The sequence below is a fragment of the Polaribacter atrinae genome (assembly GCF_038023995.1).
In the GTDB taxonomy this organism is placed as follows: Bacteria; Bacteroidota; Bacteroidia; order Flavobacteriales; family Flavobacteriaceae; genus Polaribacter; species Polaribacter atrinae.
This window is the reverse complement of record NZ_CP150660.1, coordinates 1,361,125-1,385,861: the sequence shown is the minus strand read 5'-3', so window position 1 is coordinate 1,385,861 and position 24,737 is coordinate 1,361,125. Positions and strand designations below refer to the sequence as shown.

26 protein-coding genes are annotated in these 24,737 nt (G+C 30.8%); 14 read left to right on the top strand and 12 right to left on the bottom strand.

Annotation, left to right across the window (positions count from 1 at the left end; all coding sequences use genetic code 11):
• The first annotated feature begins 10 nt into the window (after positions 1 to 10).
• Positions 11 to 835, top strand: coding sequence for a M23 family metallopeptidase (locus WG945_RS06090; protein WP_068450617.1), 825 nt, complete (start codon positions 11 to 13; stop codon positions 833 to 835).
• Positions 836 to 1,075: 240 nt separating this feature from the next.
• Here the strand turns inward: WG945_RS06090 and WG945_RS06085 are convergent, their stop codons facing one another.
• The 5 genes from WG945_RS06085 to WG945_RS06065 form a co-directional block, all read right to left on the bottom strand.
• The gene (locus WG945_RS06085; protein ID WP_231874674.1) at positions 1,076 to 1,702 is read right to left on the bottom strand and encodes a YiiX/YebB-like N1pC/P60 family cysteine hydrolase; all 627 of its coding nucleotides are present in this window, start codon (positions 1,700 to 1,702) and stop codon (positions 1,076 to 1,078) included.
• A gap of 244 nt (positions 1,703 to 1,946) precedes the next feature.
• Positions 1,947 to 2,102, bottom strand: coding sequence for a hypothetical protein (locus WG945_RS06080; protein WP_157603678.1), 156 nt, complete (start codon positions 2,100 to 2,102; stop codon positions 1,947 to 1,949).
• A 165-nt stretch (positions 2,103 to 2,267) separates the two neighbouring features.
• The gene (locus tag WG945_RS06075; protein WP_068450620.1) at positions 2,268 to 2,756 is read right to left on the bottom strand and encodes a hypothetical protein; all 489 of its coding nucleotides are present in this window, start codon (positions 2,754 to 2,756) and stop codon (positions 2,268 to 2,270) included.
• Between the two features lie 57 nt (positions 2,757 to 2,813).
• Positions 2,814 to 3,122, bottom strand: coding sequence for a hypothetical protein (locus WG945_RS06070; protein ID WP_157603680.1), 309 nt, complete (start codon positions 3,120 to 3,122; stop codon positions 2,814 to 2,816).
• A 33-nt stretch (positions 3,123 to 3,155) separates the two neighbouring features.
• Entirely contained in the window at positions 3,156 to 4,343 is a 1,188-nt protein-coding gene (locus tag WG945_RS06065; protein WP_068450624.1) for a C40 family peptidase, read from the bottom strand.
• Between the two features lie 119 nt (positions 4,344 to 4,462).
• On the opposite strand from WG945_RS06065, the gene kynU reads away from it, so the two are divergent.
• The 8 genes from kynU to WG945_RS06025 all read left to right on the top strand — a co-directional run bounded on the left by kynU (position 4,463) and on the right by WG945_RS06025 (position 11,995).
• Positions 4,463 to 5,722: a kynureninase gene (gene kynU / locus WG945_RS06060; protein WP_068450626.1), complete on the top strand. Its 1,260-nt coding sequence runs from the start codon at positions 4,463 to 4,465 to the stop codon at positions 5,720 to 5,722.
• A 78-nt stretch (positions 5,723 to 5,800) separates the two neighbouring features.
• Complete coding sequence (locus WG945_RS06055) at positions 5,801 to 7,210, top strand: FAD-dependent oxidoreductase (RefSeq protein WP_068450628.1); 1,410 nt, start codon at positions 5,801 to 5,803, stop codon at positions 7,208 to 7,210.
• A 134-nt stretch (positions 7,211 to 7,344) separates the two neighbouring features.
• Entirely contained in the window at positions 7,345 to 7,869 is a 525-nt protein-coding gene (locus tag WG945_RS06050) for a DUF1697 domain-containing protein (protein ID WP_068450629.1), read from the top strand.
• A gap of 7 nt (positions 7,870 to 7,876) precedes the next feature.
• Positions 7,877 to 9,013 (top strand): FAD-dependent monooxygenase, encoded by a 1,137-nt coding sequence (locus tag WG945_RS06045; RefSeq protein ID WP_068450631.1) that lies wholly within the window; start codon positions 7,877 to 7,879, stop codon positions 9,011 to 9,013.
• A 3-nt stretch (positions 9,014 to 9,016) separates the two neighbouring features.
• Positions 9,017 to 9,235 (top strand): DUF6500 family protein, encoded by a 219-nt coding sequence (locus WG945_RS06040; protein WP_068450633.1) that lies wholly within the window; start codon positions 9,017 to 9,019, stop codon positions 9,233 to 9,235.
• A 78-nt stretch (positions 9,236 to 9,313) separates the two neighbouring features.
• Positions 9,314 to 10,090, top strand: a complete 777-nt coding sequence (locus tag WG945_RS06035) for an SDR family oxidoreductase (protein ID WP_068450635.1) — start codon at positions 9,314 to 9,316, stop codon at positions 10,088 to 10,090.
• Positions 10,091 to 10,290: 200 nt separating this feature from the next.
• On the top strand, positions 10,291 to 10,818 hold the full coding sequence (locus WG945_RS06030) for a 3-hydroxyanthranilate 3,4-dioxygenase (protein ID WP_068450637.1): 528 nt from the start codon (positions 10,291 to 10,293) through the stop codon (positions 10,816 to 10,818).
• A 94-nt stretch (positions 10,819 to 10,912) separates the two neighbouring features.
• On the top strand, positions 10,913 to 11,995 hold the full coding sequence (locus tag WG945_RS06025) for an amidohydrolase family protein (RefSeq protein ID WP_082864258.1): 1,083 nt from the start codon (positions 10,913 to 10,915) through the stop codon (positions 11,993 to 11,995).
• A 104-nt stretch (positions 11,996 to 12,099) separates the two neighbouring features.
• Here the strand turns inward: WG945_RS06025 and WG945_RS06020 are convergent, their stop codons facing one another.
• The 4 genes from WG945_RS06020 to metE all read right to left on the bottom strand — a co-directional run bounded on the left by WG945_RS06020 (position 12,100) and on the right by metE (position 17,044).
• A complete protein-coding gene (locus WG945_RS06020; protein ID WP_157603681.1) occupies positions 12,100 to 12,519 on the bottom strand; it encodes a DUF2141 domain-containing protein in 420 nt (139 codons plus the stop codon).
• A 523-nt stretch (positions 12,520 to 13,042) separates the two neighbouring features.
• A complete protein-coding gene (locus WG945_RS06015; RefSeq protein ID WP_068450640.1) occupies positions 13,043 to 13,351 on the bottom strand; it encodes a hypothetical protein in 309 nt (102 codons plus the stop codon).
• Positions 13,352 to 13,354: 3 nt separating this feature from the next.
• A complete protein-coding gene (locus WG945_RS06010; protein WP_068450642.1) occupies positions 13,355 to 14,650 on the bottom strand; it encodes an NAD(P)/FAD-dependent oxidoreductase in 1,296 nt (431 codons plus the stop codon).
• An 87-nt stretch (positions 14,651 to 14,737) separates the two neighbouring features.
• Positions 14,738 to 17,044: a 5-methyltetrahydropteroyltriglutamate--homocysteine S-methyltransferase gene (metE, locus tag WG945_RS06005; protein WP_068450643.1), complete on the bottom strand. Its 2,307-nt coding sequence runs from the start codon at positions 17,042 to 17,044 to the stop codon at positions 14,738 to 14,740.
• Positions 17,045 to 17,197: 153 nt separating this feature from the next.
• Here metE and WG945_RS06000 point away from each other — a divergent pair, with 153 nt between their 5' ends.
• Complete coding sequence (locus tag WG945_RS06000) at positions 17,198 to 17,659, top strand: Lrp/AsnC family transcriptional regulator (protein WP_068450645.1); 462 nt, start codon at positions 17,198 to 17,200, stop codon at positions 17,657 to 17,659.
• A gap of 111 nt (positions 17,660 to 17,770) precedes the next feature.
• Here WG945_RS06000 and WG945_RS05995 read toward each other — a convergent pair whose 3' ends face one another.
• Together WG945_RS05995 and dnaK are read right to left on the bottom strand one after the other, a co-directional pair.
• Positions 17,771 to 18,301, bottom strand: coding sequence for a hypothetical protein (locus WG945_RS05995; protein WP_231874675.1), 531 nt, complete (start codon positions 18,299 to 18,301; stop codon positions 17,771 to 17,773).
• Between the two features lie 311 nt (positions 18,302 to 18,612).
• Positions 18,613 to 20,514: a molecular chaperone DnaK gene (dnaK, locus tag WG945_RS05990; protein ID WP_068450883.1), complete on the bottom strand. Its 1,902-nt coding sequence runs from the start codon at positions 20,512 to 20,514 to the stop codon at positions 18,613 to 18,615.
• Between the two features lie 257 nt (positions 20,515 to 20,771).
• Here dnaK and WG945_RS05985 point away from each other — a divergent pair, with 257 nt between their 5' ends.
• Both WG945_RS05985 and WG945_RS05980 read left to right on the top strand, forming a co-directional pair.
• Positions 20,772 to 21,110: a DUF2853 family protein gene (locus WG945_RS05985; protein WP_068450648.1), complete on the top strand. Its 339-nt coding sequence runs from the start codon at positions 20,772 to 20,774 to the stop codon at positions 21,108 to 21,110.
• 84 nt (positions 21,111 to 21,194) lie between these two features.
• Positions 21,195 to 22,619 (top strand): L-serine ammonia-lyase, encoded by a 1,425-nt coding sequence (locus tag WG945_RS05980; protein ID WP_068450649.1) that lies wholly within the window; start codon positions 21,195 to 21,197, stop codon positions 22,617 to 22,619.
• 80 nt (positions 22,620 to 22,699) lie between these two features.
• Here the strand turns inward: WG945_RS05980 and yaaA are convergent, their stop codons facing one another.
• Positions 22,700 to 23,458, bottom strand: a complete 759-nt coding sequence (yaaA, locus tag WG945_RS05975) for a peroxide stress protein YaaA (RefSeq protein ID WP_068450651.1) — start codon at positions 23,456 to 23,458, stop codon at positions 22,700 to 22,702.
• 143 nt (positions 23,459 to 23,601) lie between these two features.
• On the opposite strand from yaaA, the gene WG945_RS05970 reads away from it, so the two are divergent.
• The gene (locus WG945_RS05970; RefSeq protein ID WP_157603682.1) at positions 23,602 to 24,399 is read left to right on the top strand and encodes a DUF2652 domain-containing protein; all 798 of its coding nucleotides are present in this window, start codon (positions 23,602 to 23,604) and stop codon (positions 24,397 to 24,399) included.
• Between the two features lie 16 nt (positions 24,400 to 24,415).
• Positions 24,416 to 24,697, top strand: a complete 282-nt coding sequence (locus WG945_RS05965) for a hypothetical protein (RefSeq protein ID WP_157603683.1) — start codon at positions 24,416 to 24,418, stop codon at positions 24,695 to 24,697.
• The last annotated feature ends 40 nt before the right edge of the window (positions 24,698 to 24,737 follow it).

Sequence of the window (24,737 nt, the reverse complement as noted above, 5' to 3'; positions counted from 1 at the left end):
CATATAACAAATGAATAAATTTCTATTTATTTTCATTTTATTAATTTCTTATAATTCATTCTCTCAACTTAATTTTAAAACCTATTTTAAAAAAGCAGAGAATGGATTTGAGTTTTTAGCAGACAACAATGAGTATTGTCCGGTTTCGGTTGAGGTAGATTTAGAGCTAGTTAATTTATCAACATCCAACGGAAATTTTAGAACCTATGCAATTCCTGCAAGAACCACAGGCTTTGTTATTACTACATTAAAAGCAATAAAAGCGGGCGCTTACAAGTATAATTCAAAAACAAGCTATAATTACGGAGATTTTGAAAATAAAGTAAAAGACACCGTTGCAGCAGAAGAATACATTTACAACCTTCCTTTTAAAAAAGGAAAAAAGTTTAAAGTATCTCAAGGTTATAATGGCGTTCAAACGCATCAGAAAATAAATGCATTAGATTTTATAATGCCAATTGGCACAGATATTTATGCCGCAAGAGAAGGCGTTGTAATTAAAGTGGTAGATTACAACACAAAAACATGTGTTACAAAAGGCTGCTTAGAGTATAATAATTTTATTTTAATCTATCATTCAGATGGTACATTCTCAGATTATGTACACATAGATACCAATACAGCGCAAGTAAAACCAGGCGATAACGTATCAAAAGGTCAGTTAATCGCTAAAAGTGGAAATATTGGTTGGTCTACCAATCCGCATTTACATTTTGAAGTTTTTAAACAAGATATTATCAAGCGAGAAACACTTAAAACAAAGTTTAAGATTAACGACGGTACAGAAGCGCCAATTTATTTAGAAGAAAGCGTAAAGTATCAAAGAAAGTATTAAACCACTTTATAAAAACATAAAACACCCTTCAGATTTTATAATTTGAAAGGTGTTTCTTTTTTGAAGCTATTTCCTGCTTTCACTACTCGCTTTATTTATCCTAAAAAGGAATAAAAAAGAGCTCAAACACACCGTTCAATCAGGGCTAAACTTGTTTGAGAAATGTTGTCATAGCGAGGAACGAAGCAATCTGTATATAAAAGAACACCATCTTTACGGACAACAAACAATTTTTACACTTTATTCATTCTCATAATCATGCACAAATTTAATACGAGGGCTGCTAGCCATCAAATTAGGGTTTGTACCTTCAATTCCCTCCGGAATTGGCTGGTTGCGTGTTTTGTAATAAGTTTTCCAACTAGGCATAGGAATTCCTGTGCTGTCGTTAAACGTCATTGGATGCGTAAGAAACGGAATAGCATCTTTTGGTAAATCTTGAGAAGAAAACATTTTATAAACTAATTCAGAGCAATAATAAGAATTGTCATCCCATAAAAAAATCTCATCATAAGGTGTATTTATTCTTTCTACTCCATACGCTATTGCTTTAGCAATATAAGGTTGGTAATAGTTATCTAGTCTTGCAACCGTAGTGGCAGATTTGTTAAACTTATTTTTATTTCTGTTCAGAAACTTTGTTAAAGGAGTTTGAGAAACTCCCTCTTTAGGAAACGCTTCTATTACAAACCATTTTCCATCCTTTTTCATTGCCATACCAACATGCGAATAGTTTTTAGCTAATGAAGTTGCAGTTACATCTTTAATAGCATTATCAATATCGCCAGTTCCTGTATTTTGAAACAGTAAATCACCTTGTTTTAATTCAAAATTATTTTTGTTTTGGTTGTTCTGGCAACTGAACAAAACAAAGGAGAATATAATGAGGATACAAGTTCGCTTTGGTGTTTTATGCATGATTGTTTTGTAATTGATTTTTAGGATGGTTTTAAATTACTACCAATGTTATTGTTTACATAAAAGTAGCTTATTTTGATAATGAACTAATTTAATGACTTTTATAAAAGGTGTTGGTTAACGTTTTTTAATTCAGATTTAGATTCCGAAAACAAGCTAAAAAGTCCACCGAAATTCTTATTCAAGCAATAATTTAATTAGAAAAATGCTGTCCAAAATGTTGTCCCCAATGCATAATTCTTTGGTCGATTTCGTCTAATGTTGGGCGAGAATAAATTCCGTAAGCACATATTATTAACAACACAATAATGATAATTAATAGAATGGTATTTAAATTTGATTTTTTCATATTTTTTTAGAATTGACTTCTTTCGTTAATGAACGTTTTTGTATAAGCTTTGTTGAGTTGTTTAAGGAGTGAATTTAGTAAATAATACACGAACGGTGAAATTCCGAAGGAATTTCCCAAGTGTGCCAAAATCAGCAATAAAATTTTTACGGTGTTGGCAACTGGCTATTTTAATTCCAAAATAGATTCATTAATCTTAAAATCAATTTCAGACAAACGAATTATTTCTTTAATATTATTCTTTGCCCAATCTTGAGATTTTGGATGATGTACTATTTCAAATTCAAAAGTTTGGAAATCGATTAAACTCATTTCAATTCCAGAATAGTTCCAAAATTCATTATGTAATTTTTCAATGCTTTTTCTGTGCATGTTTTCCTTATAATGAATCTGAGGAATTTCTCTTTCTTTCTCTTTTACAATTATTCTAAATTCATTTTCGTGTTTAAAACTAATATCTTTAGTAAATACAGAATCAAAGTTTTTTACTTTTTCTAAATATGGTTTTTGAAAATCAATATAGCTTATAGGACTGCACAAAATTTCTCTTGAATAACCTGAATCTTGTAGGCCTTTTTCAGTCAGAAGTTTTTTAAAATTTGAATATTTTATTTTTATTGCTAAACTATTTGGTTTACTGTATAAATTCCACATAGCAACTGATTCAGTATTACTTTCACCAATTACCCAACAGTTGGCAAAATTTCTCTTCTAAATTTTTTTTAATTCGTCATCAATTTTGTTCATTTCTCCACCCAAAGATTCAACTGATAAATAATTTCTAACTCTGTCAAACATTGGATGATTATCCATTTTCTTTTTCAGATTTTTATAGAATAAATGTTCAATTGTAATTCCTTCTTTGCTATCTTCAAAATTATCTAATCTTGTAAAATATAGAGATTTATTAAAAATAAAAGAAAGGAATTTATGAATATCCATATATCTCCATAAATATGCATTTTCATTAATTTCCTCGTCGTTAATGAACCTTACATCTACTTTGTCAATTTCTTCCATTGTTCGTTTTTGCTTGTTGCCAACTTGTAACACCTAAAGTTTTATCACCTCTTTTAAATCAACAATCATTTCATCCTTTACGCCTAAATAACGCTTACTACCTAAATACCTGTTTTTATTAAACCCATCATAATTAGATTCTTTAGAATCCATAGAACTCAAATGCACGTTACCTGCTGCGTGTATAAATTCCATTTTGCCATTTCCAAGCCAAATACCTACATGTGTAACACGTTGTTTTTTATCTGCTGTAGCTTTTTTTCCGAAGAACATTAAATCCCCTTTTTCTAAACCTTCAAATTTTAAGTCTTTATCTACTGTTTCACCTGCATTTATTTGCTGAGACGCATCTCTAGGAATGATAAAACCATTCATTAAATACACCATTTTAGTAAAACCACTACAATCAATTCCTTTACTAGAAGTTCCTCCCCATAAATAAGGAAAACCATTCATAGTTTTAGCTACAGTTTCAACATTTTCTTTGGTTGCAACCACGCTTTCTAACCAAGAACTGTAAATAACAGCTTCATCTTTTTTAATAAATCCAATTCTATTATCAGGATATTTTACTTCATAGAAATCATTGTCTTCAGAAATATATTTCAATAATCCACCTAAAGTAATGTCAGATACAATTTGAGAATCTTTAGATTTATCAATGTAGGTATATCCATAATTTTTGGTGAAGATTATTTTCTTAGCATCGTTCCAAGCATCAAATTCACTTTTATTCATCAAATGAATACCTCCTTTATCTACCCAAGAAATATATGTATCTGGCGTTTGAATTCTATAGAAATCACCTTTTTTATCCAATACTTTTAATGGCATTCCAAGTAAACCTTGTGTACCTAATTCAGCAGAATGTTTTGGGTTAGAACGAATGTTAATTACAGAATTTCTAGCGATTGCATATTGTTTTAAACCCACTGCATCATCTGGTAAAATACGCACGTTGTTGGTAAAGTTTAAATTTCTATTTTTTAAACTATCCAACAAGATAGAAAAAGCTTGTTTAGAGGTAGTTTCTCCTTCTAAAATAAGTTGATTGTCTACAAACTCAAAATTTACATCAAACAATTCTACACGTTTATCTGGTGCATAGGTTGTTTTTAATGTGGTGTAAATGTTTGTTAACTCGTCTGTAGGGTTGTTTTTGCTATTACAAGATAAAAAAATAAAAAGGGCAAGTAATAATAAATGTTTTAAAGGTTTCATTAGTATTGGTTTTGTGTAAAAATACAAAAAATGAGTATTAATTTTAAAGCTTTATAATCTAATATTATTGAAACTTATTTAGGATTGTTTTATATTTGAAGTAAATCAACTTTTATTAGATGCACTATCAAAATTCGTTATCGTTTGCTAAACAACAAGATAAAGAAGATGCCCTTTCTCATTTGCGAAATCAATTTCATATTCCGAAAGATAAAAACGGAAAAGATTGGTTGTATTTTACAGGGAATTCTTTAGGCTTACAGCCAAAATCTACTAAGAAATATATCAATCAAGAATTAGAAGATTGGGCAAATTTAGGTGTAGAAGGTCATTTTGAAGCAAAAAATCCGTGGTTGAATTACCATGAATTGTTAACTGATAAAATGGCGAAAATTGTTGGAGCAAAACCGATAGAAGTTGTGGTAATGAATACGCTAACAACAAACTTACATTTGTTAATGGTTTCTTTTTATAGACCAACAAAAACCAAATACAAGATTGTCATAGAGTCAGATGCTTTTCCTTCGGATAGATATGCCGTACAATCTCAATTAGAATTTCACGGATTTTCTAAAGAAGATGTGATTGAATGGAAACCAAGAACAGGAGACGAGTTACTAAATATTGATGATTTAGAAACCATTGTTTCTGAACAAGGAAATGAAATAGCTTTGTTATTAATTGGTGGCGTAAATTACTATACCGGTCAGTTTTTAGATTTAGAGCGAATCGCTCAGATTGGTCATGCTAAAGATTGCATAGTAGGAATCGATTTAGCACATGGAGCAGGAAACATTCAGCCAAATTTGCACGATTCTGGAGTAGATTTTGCCGCTTGGTGTACTTACAAATATTTAAATTCAGGTCCAGGAAGTTTAGCAGGGTTATTTGTGCATGAAAAACATGCTAAAAATAAAGAATTACCACGTTTTTCTGGTTGGTGGAATCATAACAAAACCACCCGTTTTAATATGCGCATGCCTTTTGATGTGATGGAAGGGGCAGAAGGTTGGCAGTTATCAAATCCGCCAATATTATCTATGGCAGCTATAAAAGCTTCTTTAGATTTATTTGACGAAGTGGGTATGGATGCTTTGCGTGAGAAATCAGAAAAATTAACAGGCTATTTCGAGTTTTTAATCAATGAAATCGGTTCTGACGATATTAAAATTATTACACCTTCAAATCCAAAAGAAAGAGGTTGTCAGTTATCAATTCAGGTTAAAAATGCTGATAAAAGTTTGCATAAAAAACTAACAGAAAAACATATTATTACAGATTGGCGAGAGCCAGACGTTATCCGTTGTGCACCAACGCCATTATATAATACTTTTAAAGATGTGTACAGAATGGTTTCAATTTTAAAAGGATTGTTATAATAATTAAAAATGTCTTCTCGAGCGCAGTTGATAGATTATTATTAGTTCTCGACTGCGCTCGAACTGACAATTGAAAAAATGAACAGAAAAGATAAAATAGTAATCATCGGAGCAGGACTTTGCGGTTCTCTTTTAGCCTTACGGTTAGCACAAAGAGATTATAAAATTGAATTATATGAAAGCAGACCAGATTTAAGAACGGTAGATATTTCTGCAGGAAGGTCTATCAACTTAGCTTTGTCAGATAGAGGTTTTAAAGCTTTACGTTTATGTGGAGTAGAAGAGCAAGCAAGAGAAATTTGCATACCAATGTACGGGCGATTAATGCATGATAATGCAGGAAATACGTTTGCCTCTAATTATTCGGGGCGAGAAAATGAATATATCAATTCTATTTCTCGTGGCGATTTAAACGCACTTTTATTAAACGAAGCAGAAAAGCACGAAAACGTAAATATTTATTTTAATAAAAAATGTAAAAACGTAGATATAGAGAATAATACGGCACATTTTAAAGATTACAAAACCAAAGAAGAATTTTCTGTAAAAGCAGACGTCCTTTTCGGAACAGATGGTGCTGGTTCTTCATTAAGAAAAAGCTATTATTTAGAGCGTAAATTTTTATTTAGTTATTCTCAAAACTACTTAAATCACGGATATAAAGAATTAGAAATTCCTGCGGATAAAAACGGAGAACATCAAATTAGTAATCAACATTTACATATTTGGCCTCGTGGTGATTTTATGTTAATTGCGTTGCCAAATTTAGATGGAAGCTTTACTGTTACACTCTTTTTAAGTTATAATGAAGGCGAGTTTAATTTTGAGAACTTAACATCAGAAGAAAAAATTACAGCCTTTTTCGAAAAAGAATTTCCAGACGCTTTGGCGATCATTCCGAATATAAAAGAAGAATTTTTAAACAACCCAACAGGTGCTTTAGGAACCATAAAATGTTCACCTTGGAGTTATCAAAATAAAACCGTTTTATTGGGCGATGCAGCACACGCAATTGTGCCTTTTTATGGACAAGGAATGAATGCTTCTTTTGAAGATGTTACTGTTTTTGATGAAATTTTAAATCAAGATTTAGATTCTTGGAAAACTGTTTTTAAAACCTACGAGAAAGTAAGAAAACAAGACACCGATGCTATTGCAGATCTAGCAATTGACAACTTTTACGAAATGAGAGATCACGTTGCTAATCCTATTTTTAAAGAAAAAAGAAAGATAGAAATGGATTTGGAGAAAACGTTTCCAACCGAATATTTTTCTAAATATTCTTTGGTTACCTTCAATGAAAATATTGGTTATGACAACGCCATGAAAAAAGGAAGAGCACAAGACAAAGCCTTGTTAAATTTAATTGCAGGGAATGAAGTACACACGCATTTAAACATGACAAAAGAGGAATTGAGAGTTGTTTTAGAGAAAGTAATTGTAGAAACAAATACCATTTTAGAGGAAGATAAAATTGCTGGCTTGTAATTTTTTTTGAAGCTATTTCCTGCTTTCCACTATATCTTTTTGCGAAAAGCAAAAAGGATGCCGTTTCAATCAGGGCTAGAGCAGTTGATAAAAGCTATTAATTGTAAGAAATAAAGAGACCGTTTATAAAGTCAATGAAAAAATATATAGTTTTATTAAGAGGAATTAATGTGTCGGGAAAAAATAAACTCCCAATGGCAGAACTACGTGAATTATTAAACGATTTAGGTTTTAAAAACGTACAAACCTATATTCAGAGTGGAAACATTATTTTAGAATCATATGAAGGTAAATCTGTAATTTGTAATAAAATTAATGAAGGAATTCAAAATAAATTTGGTTTTGATGTTCCTGTAATTGCAAGAACAATTCCTCAATTTAAAAAAGCAATTGCTAGTTATCCTTTTCCAATAGACAATACCAAAATAGTAGGATTTGTTTTCTTAAACAAAAAAGTATATGTATCAAAAATTGATGTAAAAGATATTGATAACGATAAATATCTAATTGATAATGATATGGTTTTTATTTATTGTGAAACTGGTTTTGCTAAAACAAAACTTTCTAATAATTTATTTGAAAGAAAATTGCTTGTTAGCGCCACAACTAGAAATTATAATACCACATTAAAGTTGTTGGAGTTGGCAGAAAGCAATTAAATTTGATATGAAATATACAATTATTGGTGCAGGAATTGGCGGGTTGACAACAGCTTTGGCTTTTGAAAAGAAAGGAATAGAATATCAAATTTTTGAAAAAGCACCCGTTTTAAATGAGGTTGGAGCAGGAATTTGGTTAGCTCCTAATGCCTTGCAAGTTCTAGAAAGTTTAGGTGTTTTGGAAGATGTGGTTTCTAACGGAAATTCTATAGATAGAATTACAATTGGAGAACAAGATTTATCTCCAATTTCTGATAGCTGTCAAGATTTTATAAAAGATATTTTTGGTTATACAACAGTTGCCATTCATAGAGCTGCCCTTCAAAAATTGTTGTTTGAAAAGATTCCACAAGAGAAAATATTTTTAAACAAAGGCTTTGAGTCTTTTAGAGAATTAGAATCAGGGATTATAGAAGTTTTTTTTGATGATAATTCTAAAATTAAAACTAATTTTTTAATTGCTGCAGATGGTATAAACTCTAAAGTTAGAGATCAACTTTTTCCTGAAAGTACCAAGCGATATTCTGGGCAAACTTGCTGGCGTGGAATAACAGATTTAACTTTAAAAGAAGATTTTTTACACAGAGGTTTCGAGCTTTGGGGAGACAAAATTAGATTCGGTATTTCTAAAGTATCAAAAGACAAAGTGTATTGGTTTGCAGTTGTTTTGTCAAAAGAAAATGTGCAAGAAGATCTTAGTTTGGTAAAAGAGAAGTTGTTAAAAATGTTTTCTGAATTTGATCCTTTAATTACGAATTTAATAGCTGCTACAGAAATTCATCAAATTATAAAAAGTGATATTCACGATTTAAAGCCTCTTAAAAAGTGGCATAAAAATAATATTTGTTTAATTGGTGATGCAGCACATGCAACAACACCAAATATGGGACAAGGAGGCGCTCAGGCAATAGAAGGTGCTTATTATTTAAGCAAGTTAATTGCAACGCAAAAAGATGAGAACGTATTTGAATCGTTTCAACAAAAAAGACAAAAGAAAGTTAGTATGGTTGTAAATCAATCTTGGACAACTGGTAAAATGGCACATTGGAAATATGGTCAAGGTTTTCGGAATTTTATCTTAAAAAATATTCCTAAATCAATTATAAATAAGAAAATGATAGCATTGTATCAAATAGAAAAATAAAGCATGAATACAGAAATAAAAGAAAAAATAATTGAAGTTTGTGATGCTAAAATTGCTAAAAAAGGAACGAATGTTGGTTTGTCTTTCTATGCATTTTTCAAAAATAAAAATGACAATCCGGTGTTGTTAATGGAAGTTGCAAAATGGTGGATTGAAACGCATAAGTTAGATCATTTTGAAAAAGCAGTGAAGATTAAACAAATGATTTTGGAAAACAAATAAGAATCAAGAAGATAGAGGTAAGAGAAAAGACACAGTTGTCTTAATTCTTGTTTCTTAATTCTTATAGCTATTTTATATATGAATTTAAACATACAAAATAAGAATGCAATTGTTTGTGGAAGTACACAAGGAATAGGAAAAGCAACCGCAATTTTATTAGCAGAAGAAGGCGTAAATGTGACTTTAATTGCTAGAAATGAAGAAAAATTAAAAACTGTTTTAGCAGAGTTACCAAATAACAATCAGCAGCATACTTATTTGGTGGCAGATTTTTCTAAACCCGAAGAATTAAAAAAAGCACTAGAAACCATAGATTTAAAGTTTCATATTTTAGTAAATAATACAGGAGGTCCAAAAAGTGGCGATTTAATTTCTGCAACTTCATCAGATTTAATAAATGCGTTTCAAATGCATGTTATCTGTAATCAGATTTTGGTACAAGCTGTGGTTCCGTTTATGAAAGAAGTAAAGTTTGGTAGAATTATTAATGTAATCTCAACATCGGTAAAAGAGCCAATTCCGGGTTTGGGAGTTTCTAACACCATTAGAAATGCGGTTGGTAATTGGGCAAAAACATTGGCTACAGAATTAGCAGAATTTCAAATTACGGTAAATAATGTACTGCCTGGTTTTACAAATACAGCACGTTTAGATCAAATTATAAAAGTAAAATCGAAAATAGAGCATACAACAGAAGCTGAAATGGAGCAAATTATGAAAAATTATGTACCTGTAAAACGCTTTGCAAAGCCAGAAGAAACTGCTGCTGCTATCACTTTTTTAGCAAGTGAACAAGCAAGTTATATTAACGGAATAAATCTTCCTGTTGATGGAGGAAGAACTAAAAGTTTGTAACTTTATACAAAAGTATGCGTTAGGGATTGAAACGACATCCTTTTTGCTTTTTGCAAAAAGATATAGTGAAAAGCCCGACCTTTAGGTAACGCCAAAAAAATAATTGAGAAAAGAAAATAAAAGAGTTAAAATGGATTTAATTGAAGTTTTAACTATTGATTCTATGAGTATAAATATCTAATAATTTAAAAATTTTTGATATGAATTTAGTACAACCTTTAAATTTTAAAAAGTGGATAGATGAACATCGTTATTTATTAAAACCACCAGTTGGAAACAAGCAAGTTTGGGATAATGGCGAGTATATTGTGATGGTTGTTGGTGGGCCAAATAATAGAAAAGATTATCACTATAATGAAACGCCTGAGTTTTTCTACCAGTTGGAAGGTGATATGATTTTAAAAATCATTGATGATAAAGGGAAACAAATTGATGTAGAAATTAATGAAGGTGATATTTACTTATTACCAGGTAAAGTACCACATTCGCCACAAAGAAAAGAAAATACAGTTGGTTTGGTTATAGAATATCCACGATCTAAAGGGATGTTAGATGCTTTAGAATGGTATTGTGAGAATTGTGAAACCCTTTTGTATAGACAAGAATTTGCATTAGAAAACATAGAAACAGATATGCCCGTAATTTTTGATAAGTATTATTCTGATATAGAAAAATGTACGTGTGATAATTGTGGAACAATAATGGAAGTACCTCAAAAAGTTAAATAAATCGTGATCGTCATTACGAGGAAGAATGACGAAGTAATCTCTTATTAAAAGATTGCCACGGCTTGTGCCTCGCAATGACAAAAAAGATTAAATAATGAAACGTAAACTACGCATAAACGGACATTCACATTTGTTACCCTATCCAGAAGAAATTCCAGATTTTATGAAGGAAAAAGAAATTTTCTGGGTAGATGATGAGCGTAAACACATGTTACAAAAAGGGTGGAGGCGCCCTGTAACTGATTCTAGTTTTTTCTTAGATGAAAAGTTACTTTGGATGGAGAAAAATAAGCTAGATCATGCTGTTGTTTTAAACCTTTCTCAATTATACGGAAATGGATTGCGTTTAGAAGAAATGAAAAAAGCATTGCGTTTTCAGAACGATTTTAATGCAAAAGTACAACGAGAACATCCAAGTAAATTTACCTGTGGTTTTGTGGTGCATCCTGGTTTTATTTATGGTGCTTTAGATGAAATGAAACGTTGTGTAGAAGAATTAGGCTTAAAAGTTTTGTGTTTGCCAACGCATTTTATGGATTCTATTGGGCAATGGCGTTGTGTGTTTGATGAAGAAAATGATCGAATTTTTGAATTGGCAGATAAATATAAGTTGGCTATTGAAATTCATCCGTATGATGGAGATAAAATGATTAAATTAGAAAATACCAATTGGCGTTTTCATTTAATTTGGATGTTGGCACAATGTGGTGATGCATATCATTTTTATACGTTAAACGGAATGCAAGAACGTTTTAAAAATATTAGAACTTGTTTTGCGCATGGTGGCCAATTGGCACAAATGAACTTGGGTAGAAGAATTCAGGGGTTTGATGGAAGACCCGATTTATTTGAAGGGAAAACGCATCCTAGAAAAGCCGTAGGACATAAAAATATCTTTTTTGACACGTTGGTACACGATACTGATTCTTTAAAATTAATGTTTAAAAGACAAGGTGTAAGTCAGGTTTTAATGGGTTTAGACGATCCGTATCCGTTAGGAGAAATGGAAAGTGATAAACAATCATCTTATCCTGGTAAAATTTTAGATTTAGCTATTGATGAAAAAATTATTACAGAAACAGAAAAAGGACAAATTTGGGAAGATAATGTGTTGCAATGGTTGTTTGGTGATGACGAGGTTGCTAAACAAGAGTTGATTACTAAAATACTTTCTTAAAGTAAACAGTTTTAGTATTTAGTATCGGTTTTCAAAATTTGGAAGATTCCCATTGGAGGTGTTGTTTGTGCAAAAAATCTTATTGAAATGAATTTTTTAATTATTTATATTTTAATTTCAATTGTTTTATTTTCTGTTAATTGAAATTTAGCGTCATCGTATTTTGGAGGTCCCATAAAGCCTCTTGCATTGTTAGAACATCCGTAGTCTTCTTTAGGTATTTTAAACATGTTTGTGTCCATCTTTTTGTTGTTATTTTCATCATGAACAAAGGAAACGGCATATTCACCTTTTGGTAAATCTTTAAATATAACTACAGATTTTTTGTCTTTAATTTTTACGATATCATCCTTAAAATGCTTTTTTAAGAAGCTTTCTTTTTTATTGTACAGACCAATTAATAGGTTTCCTTTATCAGAATTTAAACCAGAAATGTTAATGGTTAAATCTACAGATTCTTCTTGTGCGTTTGTTGTTAGAATTCCACTAAAAATAATTGCTAAGATTAAAAGTAAATTTTTCATAACCAGATGTTTTATTTATTTGATACTGTAAATATCGAATGTTTTTTCCTTTTTTTATCAAGAAACATACCGAATTGTTGTTTTTTGATTCTGAGTTGAGGTTTTATAAAGCATTTTATTTAGAAATGCGTTTCCTTTGGGATTTCTGATGCAATTATAGTAGAAAATTATTCTTTAGTTTTTTGTAAGTAATAGAATAAAAATCCGCTTGTAAAATAAAGAAAAATATCAATAAAGTCTTTGGTGTATCTTGCTAAATATTTGGGGAAAATAAATTCGAATAACAAGCTATATAAAAGGCAAACATATAAAATAATAGGTAAACTCAATGTATAGTTTTTATCATCTTTAGACCATCTTAATATTTGCAAACAGATATAAAGGACTATGGGGATAATTAAAAAATCATTTATATAATGACGAATAATTCTTGGTAATTGAAAATTGAAAAACGAGCAGAAGTAGATAAAAGTACCTGTAATTATTGAGAAGATAAAATAGTAAAAAAGTGTTTTTTTCATATTTATCCTGCAGCAACCATTGCTATTAACCAAGCTAAACCCGCCCCAATTAATGTAACTATTGTAAATGCAGAATATAAAATCCATCCAATAATTTTATAAAAAATATTAGAATGATTTTTTAGCCTTTCAGTTAAATTTGGGTTTTCTCTTTCGTAAATAACTTTGTCAATTTCTTTTTGCTTTACAATATCGGCTTTGAGTTCTCTTTTCTTTTGATGAGAAATTAAAGTATTACAGTTTGTACAATACTCTTTGTTGGTATTTAAAACCCCGCAGTTTGGGCATTTTACGATTCTTTTAGTAGCCATAGATTAACTTTTAAAAGAATATTTATTTTTCTTTTTATAAGGTCTTATAATTAAACGAGTTTCTCTATCGAAACGGATATAATTATAGACCCAATTTAGAAAAACGATGGCTTTGTTTCTAAAACCAATTAAAGAAAAAAGATGTACAAACATCCAAACAAACCAAGCAAAAACTCCTTGAAATTTCCATTTTGGTAAATCTACAACCGCTTTATTACGCCCAATAGTTGCCATAGAACCTTTGTCTTTATAAACAAATGCTTTTTGTTCTTTGTTAAACAGTTTTGCTAAAATATTTTTTGCTACTAATTTACCTTGCTGAATGGCAGGTTGTGCCATCATTGGGTGTCCGTAAGGTTTTTTTTCTGAAGACATACAAGCAACATCACCAATTGCATAGACATTTGGGTAACTTATAACTTGGCTAAACTCATTCACTTTTATTCTTGCAGCTCTCTCTATAACACATGCTGCGTTTAAACCATCAATCATTTGACCTTTTACTCCAGCAGCCCAAATAACGGTTTCTGCTCTAAAATGATCATCGCCTTTTGTGGTTACAGTTTTTCCGTCATAATCTAAAACACGTAAATTTTTCCAAACATTAACGCCTAATTTTATTAGAAAATCTTCTGCTTTTTCAGAAGCTTTAGCACTCATCCCTTTTAACAAACAATCAGAACTTTGAATTAAGTTAATCTGCATTTGTCTAATATCTAAATCCGGATAATCTTTAGGAAGAATACCTTTTTTCATTTCTGCCAAAGCACCTGCTAATTCTACACCTGTTGGTCCGCCACCTACAATTACAAAATTCATTAAGGCATTTCTTTCTTCTATGTTAGAAGTTAATAAAGCCTCTTCAAAATTTTCTAAAATTAAACTTCTAATGTTTAAAGATTGCGGAATGGACTTCATTTCCATCGTGTGTTTTTTGATATTGGTATTACCAAAAAAGTTGGTTGTAGAACCTGTAGCTATAATTAATTCATCATATTCTAAATTACCAATAGAGGTTTCAATGGTGTTGTTTTCTGTGTTTATTTTTTCTACTTCTGTTAATCTAAAATAGAAGTTATCAACATCATTAAAACGTTTTCTTAGTGGAAAAGCAATAGAATCTGGCTCTAAACCACCTGTTGCAACTTGGTATAATAAAGGTTGAAAAGTGTGGTAATTGTGTTTATCAATTAAAACAACTTGTAGTTCTTGTTTTTCTAATCCTTTTGCAGCAGCTAAACCTGCAAACCCGCCACCAATAATAACAACTCTTGGAAAACTAGTTTGTGGAATATTCATATGGTATATTTTATGTCAAAAATACAATATGTTTACGTAAAAAAAGAGAACAGTTTAAGACTAATTCCTAAACTGTTCTGATTTTTATTAAACGACACTTGCTACTCTTTCTCTCATTAATTTTGCAGAAGCAACTAAATTCTCTAAAGCCAATTTTGTTTCTGGCCAATCTCTCGTTTTTAGACCACAATCTGGGTTTACCCAAATGTTTTCTTGAGGTAATAAATTTGTTGCTTTTATTAGTAAACTTTCTATTTCATATACGTTTGGTACTCTTGGAGAATGAATGTCATAAACTCCAGGTCCAATTTCATTGGGATATTTAAAGTCGACAAAAACATCTAATAATTCCATTTCCGAACGTGACGTTTCTATGGTAATTACATCGGCATCCATATCTGCAATATTTGCAATGATATCGTTAAATTCAGAATAACACATGTGTGTATGAATTTGAGTATCATCTTTAACCACACTTGCCGATATTTTAAAAGCATTAACCGCCCATTTTAAATAGGCTGCCCAATTATTTTTTCTTAATGGCAAACCTTCTCTTATGGCAGGTTCATCAATCTGAATAATTTTTATGCCTGCTTTTTCTAAATCTGCAACTTCATCTCTTATGGCTAAAGCAATTTGATTGCACGTTTGTGCTCTCGATTGGTCATCTCTAACAAAAGACCATTGTAAAATAGTTACAGGGCCAGTAAGCATTCCTTTTACATATTTTTTAGATAGACTCTGCGCATATGCTGTCCATTTTACAGTCATCGGCTTTTCTCTAGAAACATCACCAAAAAGAATAGGCGGTTTTACACATCTAGAACCATAGCTTTGTACCCATCCAAAATTAGAAAAGGCAAAACCAGCCAATCTTTCTCCAAAATATTCTACCATGTCATTTCGCTCAAACTCACCATGTACCAATACATCTAAACCAATATTTTCTTGAAATTTGATAGCACTAGTTATTTCTTCTTCTAAAAATGAGTTATATTTTTCTTCGGATAATTGCTTCTTTTTGTATTTTAATCGTAAAGATCTAACTTCTTTTGTTTGAGGAAAAGAACCAATAGTTGTGGTAGGGAAAAGAGGTAATTGTAATTCTTGTTGCTGTTTTTTCTGTCTTTCTGCAAAAATACTTTTCCTTAAACTATCTGCTTCTGTTAATGCATTTATACGTTGTTTAACTTTGTTGTTATGTATAAGTGCAGATTTTTCTTTGTTGATAAAAGCGAGTTTGTTGGCTTCAATTTCTTTAATGTCGGAAGCTTGTAAGGTGCCTTGAGCTATTTTTTTAAGCAATACAATTTCTTGTAATTTTTGTTTCGCAAAAGACAACCATTGCATTACTTCTTCTGGTATAGCACTGTCTTTTTCATTTGCTAAATCATACGGACTGTGCAACAAAGAACATGAAGAAGAAATCCAAATATTATCGCCTTTAATAGCTTTTGCTTTGTTGATAATTTCTGTGGATGCATCAAAATTGGTTTTCCAAATATTTCGTCCATCAACAATACCCAAAGAAAGTATTTGCTCTTTCTTTTGATGCTTTAAAATAGTGTCCAATTCATCTAAACCTCTTATTAAATCTACGTGTAAAACATCAACAGGTAAAGAAAGTGTTAGGTTTAAATTATCATGTAAGGTTCCGAAATAATTAGCTAAAATGAATTGAATCTCCGGAAACTTATCTTTCAAAATAGTGTAAGTTTCTAAATAAACCTCTTGTTCTTTATTGGTTAAATCTAAGGATAAATAAGGCTCATCAAACTGAATATACGTAACACCTTCATTTTTTAATTCTTCAATTAAATCAATATAAGCAGGTAATAAACGGTCTATTAAATCTAATCTATGAAATCCATTTTCTTTTTCCTTTCCTATTAAAAGGTAGGTTAAAGGTCCAATTAATACGGGTTTAGTATTGATACCTATTTGTAAAGCTTCGCGATATTCGCTAATAATTTTACATGAATTTAATTCAAATTGTTGCTCTTTTTCAAACTCAGGAACCAAATAATGATAATTTGTATCAAACCATTTGGTCATTTCCATCGCTACGATATCAAACTTATCTTTTTGAAAACCACGAGCCATAGAAAAATATAAATCTACAAATGAAACCTTATTTTTTAATTCTCTAAATCGTTTAGGAATGCAATTTAACGTTAACGACATGTCTAAAACTTGGTCGTATAAAGAAAAATCATTCGAAGGAATCAAATCAATTCCTATATCTTTTTGATTCAACCAGTTTTTCTTTTTGATGTCGCTAGCAATTTCTAATAATTCTTTTTCACTGATGTTTGCTTTCCAGTAACTTTCAATTGCTTTTTTTAGTTCTCTTTTTTCTCCAATTCTTGGATGCCCTAAAATAGTAGTTTTCATAGTTATAAGTTTTAATTACTGTACAAACTTATGTATTCTAAATAAAAATAATGTGTTTTGATATATATTCAGAATATAAAACTATTTTAGCGACAGATACAGTGTAAAACACTTTTAAGCGCTGTATTTGAACCTGAAAAAGAAAAAAAATCTATGTATCAAATTGATGAAATTGATTTACAATTACTTCGTTTATTGCAAAAAGACGCAGATATTACTACAAAAGATCTTGCACAGAGGGTAAACCTAACTAACACACCTGTTTTTGATCGCGTAAAACGATTAAAAAAAGAAGGATATATAAAAAAAACAACTGCTGTTTTGTGTAGCGAAAAGTTAGATGTTTCTTTAATTGTATTCTGTAATATTACGTTGAAGGAACACACAAAAGAAATAGGAAATCAATTTGTAAAAGATATTATGTTTCTTAAAGAAGTAACGGAATGTTACAATGTATCTGGTGATTTCGACTTCTTGTTAAAGGTGATGGTAAAAGACATGAAACATTACCAATCTTTTGTATTGCAAAGTTTGGGTTCTGTTAAAGGTATTGGAAGTGCGCACAGTACTTTTGTAATGGGAGAAATTAAAAACAACCACGGAATTCCTTTATAGTTGAAAAGATTTCCTTGAGTTTTTTTTCTCAAGGTTTCCGTTAAAATTGTCATTCCCGAGAAATCGGGAATCTAAAATAAATGTTTTTTAAAACACCTTTAGGTTGCTACTTTAAGAAATATTTATTTCTCTTTTAATTTCTTGTAACGTTTTATTTGTATTGATGAATTCTGTAATCACTTTAAAACGAAGGCTTTCTATGTCATCATCAAAATAGTTGGCCCATTTTGTTTCTTTAAATAAAATTGCTATTTGTTTTACTTTTTGTCTCGCTTCATTTAATGTAAAAAGAAGGTTGTTAGTTTCTTCTTTTTTAGGTTGAATGTTGGCTGTTTTTTCTTCAAAATTTACAGCGACAAAAAATATTTTTGCTGTTGAATTGATAGGGTAGAAGTTGTTCCATTTTGCAAAACCAATTACTGTTTGTTGATTTTTATACCCTGCGTTTGCAATGATTTTCCATCTACAATTGGCAACGCGTCCCCAATGATTCGATTTTCTATAGACACCTTCATCAGTATAAAAATACATGCTTTCAGACTTACTTTTATAATTGGTTTCTTCCGGGAAATCAAAGTCATCAACTTGTTTGAATTCGCAGAAAGTATGTTTAAAGAAGTTGGTTTTGTTGTAGGTTTTCAAGGTGCTTATTACTTTCTGTAAAGATAAATAAAACGTCATTGAGAGGAATGAAACAACCTCTTTTTTAAAAGAATAAATTGCTTTAGTGGTTCCTCCTTCGCAAAGACACAAAAAAAAAACGCAATCAAATGAATGATTGCGTTTTAATTATTTTAAGAAAATATGTTTTTTCTTTTTAGAATAAATCTCAAATCAAGTTTAGAAAACTTTTATGAGATCCCAATGAATAATCGGGGATTTCTTTATGAAAATCCTTCTTTCATCGGGATAAGCGATTCACTCAATTTTGTTTTACAAAATTGGTTCTCTGCTTACTTTACTTCTTCGAAATCTACATCTTCTACATTGTCTCCCTGAGCATCAGCTTCTGGTTGTGCTTGTTGTGCACCAGCATCAGCTCCTGCAGCACCACCTTGAGCAGCATACATCTCTTCAGAGGCAACTTTCCAAGCTTCGTTAATTGTTGCTAAAGCTGTATCAATAGATGCTAAGTCTTTAGACTCATGTGCAGCTTTTAATTCAACTAATGCAGCTTCAATTGGAGCTTTTTTATCATCAGATAATTTATCTCCAAATTCTTTTAATTGCTTTTCTGTTTGAAAAATCATAGAATCAGCTTCGTTGATTTTTTCTGCAGTTTCTTTTGCAACTTTATCTGCATCAGCATTTGCTTCTGCATCTTTTCTCATTTTTTCAATTTCTTCTTCAGATAAACCAGAAGAAGCTTCGATTCTAATTTCATGAGATTTGTTAGTTCCTTTGTCTAAAGCAGAAACTTTAATAATACCATTTGCATCAATATCAAAAGTTACTTCAATTTGAGGAATTCCTCTTTGAGCTGGAGGTAAACCATCTAAATGGAAACGACCAATAGTATTGTTATCTGCAGCCATAGCTCTTTCACCTTGTAAAACGTGAATTTCTACTGATGGTTGATTGTCTACTGCTGTAGAGAATACTTGAGATTTTTTTGTAGGAATAGTAGTGTTTGCATCAATTAATTTTGTGAAAACATTACCCATTGTTTCAATACCTAAAGATAAAGGTGTAACGTCTAATAACAATACATCTTTTACATCTCCAGATAAAACTCCACCTTGAATAGCAGCTCCTAAAGCAACAACTTCATCAGGGTTTACACCTTTACTTGGCGCTTTTCCAAAGAATTTCTCAACAGCTTCTTGTACAGCAGGTATTCTTGTAGAACCACCAACTAATACGATTTCATCGATATCAGAGATTGTTAAATCTGCATTTCTTAAAGCAGTTTGACAAGGCTCAATAGTTCTTTTTACTAAATCGTCAATTAATTGCTCAAATTTAGATCTAGATAAAGTTCTTACTAAGTGTTTTGGTCCGCTAGCAGTAGCAGTAACATATGGCAAGTTAATTTCTGTAGAAGCAGAAGAAGATAATTCAATCTTCGCTTTTTCTGCAGCTTCTTTTAAACGTTGTAAAGACATTGGGTCTTTACGTAAATCTAAATCTTCATCAGCTTTAAATTCTTCTGCTAACCAGTTAATGATTTTTTCATCAACATCATCACCACCTAAATGTGTATCTCCATCTGTAGCTAATACTTCAAAAACACCATCTCCTAATTCTAAGATAGAAACATCATGTGTTCCACCACCAAAATCAAAAACAACAATTTTCTTGTCATCATGAGATTTATCTAAACCATAAGCTAATGCAGCTGCAGTAGGCTCGTTTATAATTCTTTTTACTTGTAAACCTGCAATTTCACCAGCTTCTTTTGTAGCTTGTCTTTGTGCATCGTTAAAATATGCTGGTACAGTAATAACCGCTTGAGTTACTTCAGATCCTAAATAATCTTCAGCAGTTTTTTTCATTTTCTGTAACACCATTGCAGAAATTTCTTGAGGCGTATATAAACGACCATCAATATCTACTCTAGGTGTATCATTATCTCCTTTTACTACTTTATAAGGAACTCTTGTAGCTTCTTGAGTAGACTCAGAAAATTTGTTACCCATAAAACGTTTAATAGAATAAACTGTTTTAGTTGGGTTAGTTACAGCCTGTCTTTTAGCTGGATCTCCAATCTTACGTTCTCCTCCTTCAACAAAGGCAACGATAGATGGTGTAGTTCTTTTTCCTTCTGCGTTAGGAATTACAACTGGCTCGTTTCCTTCCATTACAGAAACACAAGAGTTTGTTGTACCTAAATCAATTCCAATTATTTTACTCATAATATTTATTTTAATAAATTTTAATTCAATTTTACGTTTTCTATTAGGCAAATGCTGTGCCAACCGCTTTTTGACTAGCAAATGTCAGTAGTTTTAAAAAAATATTTAAAATTAATGTGACATTATGACATAAATTGTATCTAATAGATTGAAAAGAAAGAATATTTGAATATAATTTTTAATTCCTTATATTTGGATAGTTCTATTTTCAGATAAAGTAAACCTATAAGTTATAAATCTAAAATTTAAAAAAAATCATGAGTAAATTTGACGAAAAAGTAGCACAGTATTCTAAGTTTATGGACGATAAAGGTCTAAAATATAATGCAGACTTATTAAAAGCTGTAACTAAAGGATTAGGTCCATCTATTTATAAAAAAGATGCTGAAACGGTATCTGGTTCAGATGCAAAAGAATTGTTAACGGTTAAAAATAATTTTTTAATTAAAAAATTAGGTTTGGCTGATGGTCCAAAATTAGATGAAGCAATCAATAAAGTTGTTGAAGCAATTGGTAAATCTGAAAGGAATAAATACAGAGCTGTCGTTTACTATATGTTAGCGGTTGAATTTGGTAAAGAATCTATATACAACTAATATAAAATATAATTTTGATAAAAAAATCCAACTCATTGAGTTGGATTTTTTACATTTACCACTGTTTTTAATTAAATCTTACGAATGTCGCAATTTATTAGTGTTTTTGATATGCTTAAAATAGGTGTTGGTCCCTCAAGTTCTCATACCCTTGGGCCTTGGCGAGCAGCCGAACAATGGATACGTCAATTAAAAGAAAAAAATAAATTTGATGTAGTTGATGCTATTCAGGTAGATTTATATGGTTCTCTTTCTTTAACGGGTAAAGGACACGCTACCGATTTGGCAATACTTTTGGGTTTAAGTGAAGCAGATCCGGAATATATACCAATAGAAGATGTTTTTATTATTGTTGATAGAATAAATGCGGAAGAAGAAATTTTATTTAAAGGAGGTAAACGAATTCCCTTTTATAAAAAATCTATTGTATTTAATAGAGAATTTCTACCTTTTCATGCAAACGGAATTACGTTTACCGGCTTTAGCAATGGAGAAGAGATTTCTAAAGAAACCTATTATTCAATTGGTGGTGGTTTTATTGTGCAAGAAAACGATCATTTAGAAGAAGAAATAGAAATTAATAAAAAGAATTTTCCGTATCCAATTAACAGAGCGATTCAGTTAGAAGAATATTGTGAGAAAGATAATTTATCAATTTCAGAAGTTGTTTATTTAAATGAATTAGAACTCAATTCTGCAGAACATATAGATAAAGAATTGCATAGAATTTGGGATACCATGTTAGAGAGTATGTACATTGGTTGCCATACAGAAGGAAGGCTTCCTGGAGGTTTAAATGTAAAAAGACGTGCTTTTGATACACACACAAAACTAATTAAAGATACTAGTTACAACAATCCGAAAGAATGGATTACTGCGATAAGAAGTACAGAAGTTAAATTTAGAGAAATATTAAAATGGGTTAGCTGTTTTGCGCTATCTGTAAACGAAGTAAATGCTGCTTTAGGTAGAGTTGTAACGGCACCAACAAACGGAAGTGCAGGAGTAATTCCGGCTGTTTTAATGTATTATTTGGTGATAGAAAATCACGAAGCTGATTTTAAACAAATTAAAAAATTCTTATTAACTGCTGGTGAAATTGGTAGTGTTTTTAAGAAGAATGCTACAATTTCTGCAGCAATGGGTGGTTGTCAGGCAGAAATAGGCGTGTCTTCTGCAATGGCAGCAGCAGCTTTAACAGAGTTATTAGGCGGTACAGCAGCACAATGTTTGTCGGCAGCAGAAATTGCCATGGAACATCATTTAGGTTTAACTTGTGACCCTATTGGTGGTTTGGTACAAGTGCCTTGTATAGAACGTAATTCTATGGGAGCCATAAAAGCGATTCATGCAGCAGAAATTGCGTTAGAAACAGACCCTAAAGAAGCTTTGGTGCATTTAGATAGCGTAATTGATACCATGTGGGAAACTGCAAAAGACATGAATAAAAATTACAAAGAAACGTCGGAAGGTGGTTTGGCAGTTACAGTTAGAATTGTAGATTGTTAATCATTTAGTAGGCAGTCTTCAGTAGGTAGTTTACATTCTGTTTGTAACTGTTTACTGAAGACTGAAAACTGCTTACTTTTTTACCTTGTAAAAACCAAATCATTTCCAGAAGACAATTCTTCAGAAAAACGATATTTATCAACATTAAAACCTTTTAAATCTTCTATGGTTTTAACGTTGTTGTCAATAATATAACGCACCATTAAACCACGAGCTATTTTAGCGTAGGTCATAATAATTTTATATTCTCCGTTTTTAAAATCTTTAAAAACTGGCGTAATCATCGGTACTTTTAAAACCTTTTTAGGAATCACTTTAAAGTATTCTGTACTGGCTAAATTCACGAGTAACTCACCATCTTCTAGTTCTTCATTTAAAGCATTTGCAACAGTGTTGTCCCAAAATTTGTATAGGTTTTCTTTTGTACCTACTTTTAAACGAGTTCCCATCTCTAAACGATACGGCTGAATTAAATCTAAAGGTTTTAAGATACCATACAAACCAGATAAGATTCTTAAATTATTTTGAAGCAAAGGTATTTTTTCTTCTTCAATAGAGTTTACATCAATTCCTTTAAAAACAGCACCTGTAAAAGAATAAATAGCTTGTTTTGCATTGTCTTTTGTAAAGGGAGTTGCCCAAGTTTGATTTCTATCATAATTTAAAGCAGATAAATCATCAGAAATTTTCATCAACTCAGATAAATTTTTCTTAGAAAGTGTTTTTAGCTTTTTATTTAGTTTTTCTGATTGTTCTAAAAAACGCGGTTGTGTGTATAGACTTGTTGGTACTTTACTCTCGAAATCTAAAGATTTTGCTGGTGATATTATGATTTTCATGGTATGCTTTTATTGTATGTGTAAAAATACAATGGATAAGATAAATCGCAAACTTTTTAAGAATGTAATAACTGATACTTAAATAATAATTGTTTATATCTATTTTTTAGTTAGTTTTAAGTCTTAAAATCGACCAATAAAACATGGGCAAATCTTTACTTTTTTTACCTGATATTTCTGGATTTACAGAATTTGTTCAAACTACAGAAGTGGAACATAGTCAGCATGTAATTTCAGAATTATTAGAAGTTTTAATCGCAGCAAATACAGAAGAGTTACAGTTAGCAGAAGTAGAAGGTGATGCCTTGTTTTTTTATAAAGAAAATGATGTGCCATCTTTAGAACGGTTGTTAGCATTATCCGAACATATATTTACGGCGTTTTATAGTCATTTAAAATTATTAGAAAAAAATAGAATTTGTCCTTGTAGCGCTTGTTCTTCTGCACCTAAATTACAGTTAAAAATTATTGCACATTGTGGCGAACTACAGTTTTTAACGATTCAGAATAATAGAAAACCTTTTGGTAGTGAGGTTATTGAGGCACATCGTTTAATGAAAAATTCTGTTGATAGCGATAATTATGTTTTGCTTAGTAAAGCGTTAACAGATACCATTGGTTTGTCTGGCAGTTATCAATCAAAATTATACAAGTTTGAAGAAGGGACTGATATTTATGATGGCAAAAAATTAGATTATTTATTTTCTGTAATTGATAATGATCATTTAAAATTAAGATCATTTCTTACGCCTAATAAAGTTGTTTTTAACAAACCACCAAGTTTTACTTTAGAGCAAGAATTTCCTGTTTCTGCTGCCGAATTGTTAGAAACCTTAACCAATTACGGTTATAGGAGTAAATGGAAAGAAGGTGTTGATGAAATTATATTTAATGTAAATGAAGTAACAAGGTTAGGTTCTGAGCATGTGTGTGGTCAATGAAAAACATTTAGATTTTGTGGTCATCACTAAAGAGGTAAAACCGGGACAGTTGGTGTATGGAGAAATGACCAAGAGTCCGATTCCTTTAGATGCATTATATCAATTTTATATTATAACACCATTAAGTGCTAATCGTTGTCAGTTAGTTCTAGAAACTTATTTAGAAGCAAAATCACCTTTAAAAAAGTTGGCTATTTTCTTACTAGTAAAAGCTATATTTAAGAAAAATGTAACAAAAGGAATAGATACATTATTTGAATTATTAAGTTCTAAAAAACTAGTAAGTGAAGTTGTATAAGCAAAATAGATTTTGAGTATAATTGGTTCAATAAAAAAGA